General features: G+C 58.5%; 7 protein-coding genes. 2 read left to right on the top strand and 5 right to left on the bottom strand.

Annotated elements, in window-relative coordinates; translation table 11 throughout:
- Position 1: 1 nt before the first annotated feature.
- The 5 genes from C7K08_RS15580 to C7K08_RS11910 all read right to left on the bottom strand — a co-directional run bounded on the left by C7K08_RS15580 (position 2) and on the right by C7K08_RS11910 (position 3529).
- The gene (locus tag C7K08_RS15580) at positions 2-163 is read right to left on the bottom strand and encodes a hypothetical protein (RefSeq protein ID WP_161955908.1); all 162 of its coding nucleotides are present in this window, start codon (positions 161-163) and stop codon (positions 2-4) included.
- Positions 164-203: 40 nt separating this feature from the next.
- Complete coding sequence (locus tag C7K08_RS11935) at positions 204-644, bottom strand: type II toxin-antitoxin system VapC family toxin (RefSeq protein WP_106500821.1); 441 nt, start codon at positions 642-644, stop codon at positions 204-206.
- Between the two features lie 285 nt (positions 645-929).
- The gene (locus C7K08_RS11925; protein ID WP_106500817.1) at positions 930-1361 is read right to left on the bottom strand and encodes a TA system VapC family ribonuclease toxin; all 432 of its coding nucleotides are present in this window, start codon (positions 1359-1361) and stop codon (positions 930-932) included.
- A 419-nt stretch (positions 1362-1780) separates the two neighbouring features.
- Entirely contained in the window at positions 1781-2401 is a 621-nt protein-coding gene (locus C7K08_RS11915) for a Uma2 family endonuclease (RefSeq protein ID WP_106500815.1), read from the bottom strand.
- 93 nt (positions 2402-2494) lie between these two features.
- Positions 2495-3529, bottom strand: a complete 1035-nt coding sequence (locus C7K08_RS11910) for an NAD-dependent epimerase (RefSeq protein ID WP_106500814.1) — start codon at positions 3527-3529, stop codon at positions 2495-2497.
- A 256-nt stretch (positions 3530-3785) separates the two neighbouring features.
- Here C7K08_RS11910 and galE point away from each other — a divergent pair, with 256 nt between their 5' ends.
- A complete protein-coding gene (gene galE / locus C7K08_RS11905; protein ID WP_106500813.1) occupies positions 3786-4802 on the top strand; it encodes a UDP-glucose 4-epimerase GalE in 1017 nt (338 codons plus the stop codon).
- On the top strand, positions 4759-6873 hold the full coding sequence (gene selD, locus C7K08_RS11900) for a selenide, water dikinase SelD (RefSeq protein ID WP_341272164.1): 2115 nt from the start codon (positions 4759-4761) through the stop codon (positions 6871-6873). Before galE ends, selD begins: the two co-directional genes overlap by 44 nt.
- Positions 6874-7023 lie beyond the last annotated feature (150 nt).

The raw sequence follows: 7023 nt of genomic DNA, 5'->3' as shown, positions 1-7023 counted from the left end.
GTTACTTAATTTCAAGGGCTTCAAAACGGTAGAGCTGATCGCCGGGGGCATCTGGGGCTAGGCCAAATTCACTAGCGGTGGCGGCGGCTGAGCCTGGCAGCAGTGAGCGGATTAGGTCTGGGGCGCTCTGGAAAACCCGGTAGTACCAGCGGTCGGTGTTCACTCGGGCTGGGGCGCCTGCGGGCTCAGGGGGAAGCTCAATTTTAAAACCGCACAACCTGCAAACCCATGCTCAAGGCTGCATCAGCCATCACCCCATCGGCTGTGGCAACAATCGACACCGCCAGATCAGCCGCCACCGTGAGATGCAGGGCATCCAGCGTGCGGAGGGGGTGTTCCGGATAACGCGCGATCAGATTCGTTGCTTCCGCAAAACGTGCATCATCCAGCGGATACCGCTGCAGCCAGCCACGATCGATATCGTTGAGAAGGGCTGCAAACAGYASAKACTCGAGTTCAACCGAAAGATCGCCCATGCGCCGGCGGCGACTCAGCAAGGAACGCATCTCAGTGACGCTGAGGCTGCTGATCACAGCCGAATCCAGCCCCTGTAGAAATTCAACAAAGGCCTCAGAACCGGCCTCGTTGARRTACCACTTCGCCAGCGCACTGGTATCGAGAYAGGCACGTTTTTYAGCGCTCATCCGGCTCAGCACTCATCGCGCTCGCCGCGGATCAGATCAGCTGAGCYGGTCTTCAATAACGGCATGCGCCGGCGAAGATCGGCATGGTCGGGGGGGCGCCGTTGCTGCGTCATRGGCAAAACCCGCGCGATCGGCTCRCCTCGCCGACGGATCACCAGCTCTCCTTCAGTGGCAACCAACTCGGCCAGTTGGCCGAGACTGGCACGCATCTCACGGATATTGAGCTCTTTCACCAGCGCCTCACGTTGTGCTGCAATTTTAGCCGATGCAGCACATGCGGTGGCATCAAAGCGCCAACCGCTCCAAGCCTTCAAATCGCGCGAAATCGCGATCGAAACTAACCAGGCGCCAGCCATTGGCTATCGCCAGGGCTGCCAGATAGGCATCGGTGCACAGACGGGGCGGCAGCTCACCGCTGTTCAGCAGCTGGTGAAACACCTCCCAGCCGGCATGCTCRGCTGAGGCCATGCTCACACCCGGCTGCTGGCAAAACGCGTCCAGCAGAGCGGATGCTTCTGCTGCCGTTTTAACCGCCGCACCCATCAGCTTTGGCTGGCACACGAGCCGAACCAACCCAAGCGCGGTGACCGTGCAGAACAGCACCTGTTCAGCCGCCTGCTGCTCCCAGTAGTRCAAGGCCTGGTGGTGATGGCTGTGGTCGGGSCAGGCCAGGGCCAGCCACACGTTSAGATCCGGCAGRTCAACGGTGGTGCTCACGCGTCGAGCAGATCAAACASTGCCGCGTTGCTGAGGTGTTCGCTCTCCATGGCCAAGGGCCCCTCCAGTCGCGGCAGGGTGTGTGCCGAACGTTTCGAGCCGGAGCMGCTGGGCGTGGCGCTTAGGCCCTGCTCCACATAACTGCGCAACAACTGCTTCARAGTGAGGCGCTCGCTGGACGCCCGGGCCTTCAGGCGMGCAAACAGAGGATCCGGCAGCTCCAGGGTGGTGCGCATCACAACCAGCCAAAGATGTGCGCATCATAGTGCGCACATCTTTRGCTGGCATCKGGTACCAGATCCACACGGATACGYTGCCAGARGAGGATCAGCTYGCGATGTCGTTTGTGACCTGGAGCAACAGCTTGAGCGACTGGCCGTGCAGGTTCCGGTGCTGTTTCCCCAAGGCCCAGARATCAGCTAGCCAGCCCAGATCTTGGCMAGCTGCAGCTGCAAACCCGAAAGCTCGCCACTGGCATCAAGCAGCTGGATCTGCTCTAGGCGCTGCGATTCAGTATTWGCCGCCCAMACCTCAACGGTTTGTTSGTGGGGCAGCAGCAGCCAGGCCAAAGATGCACCATTTGCCTGATAGGCRGCCATCTTTTTACGCAGAGCCATTAGTGCAAGGGGGCTCTCGTCGCTGGGGCTGGCTAATTCCACTACTAGATCCGGGCAGAGCGGTGCAAAACCACGGCGCTCTTCGGGGCTGAGGGCCTGCCAACGATCAATTCGCACCAATGACGCATCTGGGCTGAGAACAGAGCCATCGGGCAGCAGGAAGCCGGTGGAACTATCAAAGGCTTTCCATAGCCCTTGCTGCTGCGCAAAAAGTTTGAGCTGGAAAAACAACTCACCATTGCGGGAACCCGTTTCGCTACCGGTTGGCGTCATCACYAGCACCCGGCCGCTTGCATTGAGCTCTAAAACTGATTCACGGTTTTCGGCRCACACCAACTCAAACTGTTTAGGTGTGAGCTTCAGATCRGCAGGAAGCCTTAGGGGCGTTGCGTTGGGTATTGCTGGGCTGGTTGTRAGGGTCATMGCCGCAAACAAACAGTAATTTGAGTGTAGCTAAACAGCACAACACAGCTATCCAGATAACCGGCGCATTACGTGCCCGCGATCTATCAAGGCCTAGGCAGCCTTGGCCAACCCATAAAACTCTCGATACCARGCCACAAATCGGGCCACCCCCTCGCSTACGGGGGTGTTTGGTTTGAAACCCGTCCAGGCTTCTAGGGCTGAGGTRTCAGCCGCAGTRGCGKGCACATCRCCRGGYTGCATCGGCAGGAAGGTCTTCGTGGCCGTGATSCCCAGGGCCGATTCGATCGCGCCGATGTAATCCAGCAGGGGTGTGGGGTTGGAATTGCCGATGTTGAACACCCGATGGGGCGCCCAGCTGCTGGCTGGATTGGGCTGGCTGGGATTAAAGGCCGGATCWGGGGYSGCYGGCTTATCAAGCACCCGCAGGAGGCTTTCAAYAATGTCGTCTACATAGGTGAAATCCCGCACCATTTGGCCGTTGTTAAACACYTGAATTGGCTCRCCMGCCAGGATCGCYTTGGTAAACAGAAACAGGGCCATATCTGGCCTACCCCAGGGGCCATACACCGTGAAAAAGCGCAGGCCSGTGGCCGGCAGCCCATATAAATGGCTRTARGTGTGRGCCATCARYTCRTTKGCYTTYTTGCTGGCCGCATAGAGGCTCACCGGGTGATCAACSCCTTGGTGYTCTGAAAACGGCAGGTTTGTRTTRCCGCCATACACCGAGCTACTGCTGGCATACACCAAATGTTCGATGYYGTGGTGGCGGCAACCCTCCAGCACATGGCCAAAGCCCACCAGGTTGCTTTGGATATATGCCGCTGGGTTTTCGATTGAGTAGCGCACCCCCGCYTGGGCCGCCAGGTTCACCACTTTTTCCGGCTTGTGCGCGGTGAAGGCTGCCTCCACTGCAKCGCGRTYTTCCAGATCAGCCTCRATCARCTGRAAGYTKGTGCCCGTGCGYTCWGCTGTRGCCTGCAGCTGCTTRAGGCGGGCCCGCTTTAGGGCTGGGTCGTAGTAAGGATTCATATTGTCGAACCCCAGCACCGCAGTGCCTCGCTCCAGCAGCCTGCTGCTCAGGTGAAAGCCAATAAAGCCGGCGGCGCCGGTAACTAAAACTGTCATTTAAGATTTTGACTAAATATATCTGTAAATTATTRGATTAAATATTTAATAAACTTAAGCCACACTAATCCTGCYAAAAGTTGAGGGTGGGTGGGAGCAGTGCTCAACCACCTCAACCTTCAACAGCAGAACATTGGCACATATTTGGGCAAATTCGCTAGGGGGGGGGGAGTGCCCAAATTAATGCGGATATTGCATATTTTTTGCCTTTATTTAGCCAAAGGCCAAACTGATTCCAGCTTCACCTGCCCCTGCCATGGCCAATCTGCTCTTAACCGGCGGGGCTGGTTTTATCGGTAGCCACACGGCCCTAGTGCTTYTAGAAGCCGGCCATCAACTGGTGGTGCTYGATGATTTCCGCAACAGCAGCCCRGAATCCCTGCGCCGGGTGGAGCAGCTCAGCGGCAAAAAAATCAGCCTGGTGGCTGGTGATATCTGCCATCCCGCCWGCCTGCAACGGGCCTTCAGCAGCATCCCCATCGATGCTGTGATTCACTTTGCCGGCCTCAAGGCCGTGGCTGAATCGGTAGCCAAGCCCTTGCTTTATTGGCAGGTGAACCTAGARGGCACWCGCCTCTTGCTGCAGGCGATGGCAAGCGCCGGCTGCCGCAGCTTGGTTTTTAGCAGCAGTGCCACCATCTATGGCATCCCWGATCAGGTGCCGATCCCAGAAAGCGCAGCGATAAAACCGATCAACCCCTATGGCCACAGCAAAGCAGCTGTGGAACAACTGCTTGCTGACCTAGCCGCCAGTGAAGCCGGTTGGCGCATCGCCCGCCTGCGTTATTTCAACCCCGTTGGCGCCCACCCCAGCGGCAGGATTGGCGAAGATCCCCTTGGCACCCCYAATAATCTGTTTCCYTTTGTGAGCCAAGTTGCCGTTGGCCGCCGCGCCGAATTGCAGATTTTTGGCAGTGATTGGCCCACCCCAGATGGCACTGGCATTCGCGACTACATCCACGTGATGGATCTAGCCGCCGGCCACCAGGCCGCCCTTGATRTGTTGCTGGCGGAAGCACCCCAATTGCTMAGCCTCAACCTGGGCAGCGGCCAGGGTTGTTCGGTATTGGAGGTGGTGAATGCCTTTGCTRATGCCAGTGGTGTTGCCATCCCCCATCGCCTGGTGGATCGCAGGCCTGGTGATGCTGCCATCACCGTGGCTGATCCTTCCCTGGCCCTAGCGCGTTTGGGCTGGCGCACCAAATTGGATCTAGCTGCCATGTGCCGTGATGGTTGGGCCTGGCAGCAGGCCAACCCCAATGGCTATCGCTAAMAMTCAACCCCAAGGYGCCCTKGTGCTAGCTGGTGGTGGCCACAGCCATGCCCTCYTGCTGCAGCGCTGGGCCATGGCACCCAGCAGCCGGCCAGCCCTTGGCGCCATCACCCTKGTGAGCCGCAGCGGCAGCAGCCTTTATTCCGGCCTAGTGCCAAGCCTTTTTGCCGGCACCATTGGCCTCGAGGCTTGCCGGATCGATCTACGCCGCCTTTGCAATGCAGCCCAGGTGGCCTTTGTGGAAGCCGAAATCATTGGCCTTGATAGCAGCAARCGSYWACTGCAGCTACGCCATAGCGATGGCAGCCCCCGGCCGCCCCTCAGCTGCCCCTTGCTCAGCCTTGATCTCGGCGCCAGCACCGCTGCGGGCCCAGCCCAAGCAATGGCCATCAAACCGCTTGAACCGGYGCTCGCTGCCCTAGGTGCCCTCACGCCTGGCGCCTTGGTGCAACTGATTGGTAGTGGTGCAGCAGCAGTGGAGCTCAGCTTTGCCCTGCGCCRCCGCGGCCTGCAGGTGCAGTTGCTGCTGCAATCAAAAAGCCGCCCCTATTGGRATCGTTTTAGCRATGGCTTACGGGCCGCTGGTGTGGAACTGCATGTGGATTGCGAACCCRCCAGCGCTAGCCCGGCCCTGAGGCTGCTCTGCAGCGGCAGCCGCGGCCCCGCCTGGCTTGCAKCCACTGGTTTACCCCTTAATCAGCAGGGGCGCCTCTGCACGGATGCCAGCCTGCAGGTGCTTGGWTTYCCSGGCTTTTTTGCCAGTGGTGATTGCGCCGTAATCCAGCAGCAACCAAGGCCCGCCAGTGGTGTGTGGGCGGTGCGGGCAGCGCCGATCCTGGCCGCAAATCTGCAGCGGCTAAGCCTTGGGAAAAAACTGCGCCTTTGGCAGCCGCAAACCCATGCCCTACAGCTGCTTGGTGATGGCAAAGGCCGTGCCTATGGCCAATGGGGGCCCCTGCGCTGGGGTGCCTCGCGGCTGAGCTGGCKATGGAAGCAAAAACTTGATCAGCGCTTCATGGCGATGTTGCAGCAGCCCAGTTCTGTGATGGCTGSTTCAGAGGAAATGGCCTGCAGTGGTTGCGCCGCCAAGCTGCCAGCCCAAGTGCTCAWTCAAGCCCTAAATCAACTCGGCTTAGATCAAACAGGCCCCCAGGATGCCGCCATTGTTAGCAATAGYTTGAGCAATAGCTCCAGCCRGCAGTGGCTGCAAAGTTGTGATGGTTTCCCTGCCCTAGTGGCAGATCCCTGGCTTAATGCACGGCTCACCACCCTGCATGCCTGCTCTGATCTATGGGCCAGTGGCGCCCAAATCCAGGGCGCCCAACTCTTGATCCMGCTGCCCCGCTGCTCGGTTGCACTGCAAAGCGAATTACTAAGCCAAAGCCTKGCCGGTGTTCAAAGTGTGCTTGCTCAACATGGCGCCCAATTGCTCGGCGGCCACAGCCTCCAGGCCATGGCTCAAGAGGCAAACAAACCACTGAGCCAGCAACTGCTGCTGGCCCTCACCGTGAATGGTTTTGCCGCTGATCCTTGGCTAAAGGGGCCCCTGCAACCGGGTGATGTGTTGTTGATCAGCCGCTCCATTGGCACGGGAGTGCTGTTTGCCGCAGCCCAACTTGGCAAAGCAAARTCCAGCTGGATTAGTGAAGCCCTGGAGTTKATGCAACAAAGCCAAGCGGSCCTGSTGCCTTTGCTGGCRGCCCATGGCTGCCAGGTATGCACCGATGTAACCGGTTTTGGCCTGCTKGGTCATYTAWCSGAAATGYTGGCTGCCTCCCCGGGGGTGCAATTGCAATTGGAGCTRGATGCAGCACCAGCCCTAAAAGGTGCCCTAACACTGTTGCAACAGGGCATAGCCAGCAGCCTGGCMCCTAGCAACAAGGCCATCCTGGAAAAATGGCCGCAATTRATYAATCATCAATCTGAAGCGATCTTGCAGCTATGGCTTGATCCACAAACCTGCGGGCCGCTWTTAGCAGCAATTCCAGCCGCCCAAGYWGAAGCCTGCCTTACTGCAATGCAAACCAATGGTTTTCCCCATGCCCGCCAAATTGCAAGGGTGATGGGTTAGTTAGTTCATGGGTTAGTTAGTTAGTTCATTTAAAAGTGATCCATCGCCTGCAACAGTTCAATTACTGCYGTGGCAGTGGCAATAGCACCATTGGCATCGGCGGGTTCAAATAGATCAGCGGGCGGGGTGGCATCCATCGGATACCTACTG

This window comes from Synechococcus lacustris str. Tous (assembly GCF_003011125.1).
GTDB classification, from domain to species: domain Bacteria; phylum Cyanobacteriota; class Cyanobacteriia; order PCC-6307; family Cyanobiaceae; genus Synechococcus_D; species Synechococcus_D lacustris.
This window is presented reverse-complemented; position numbering and strand designations above follow the sequence as displayed.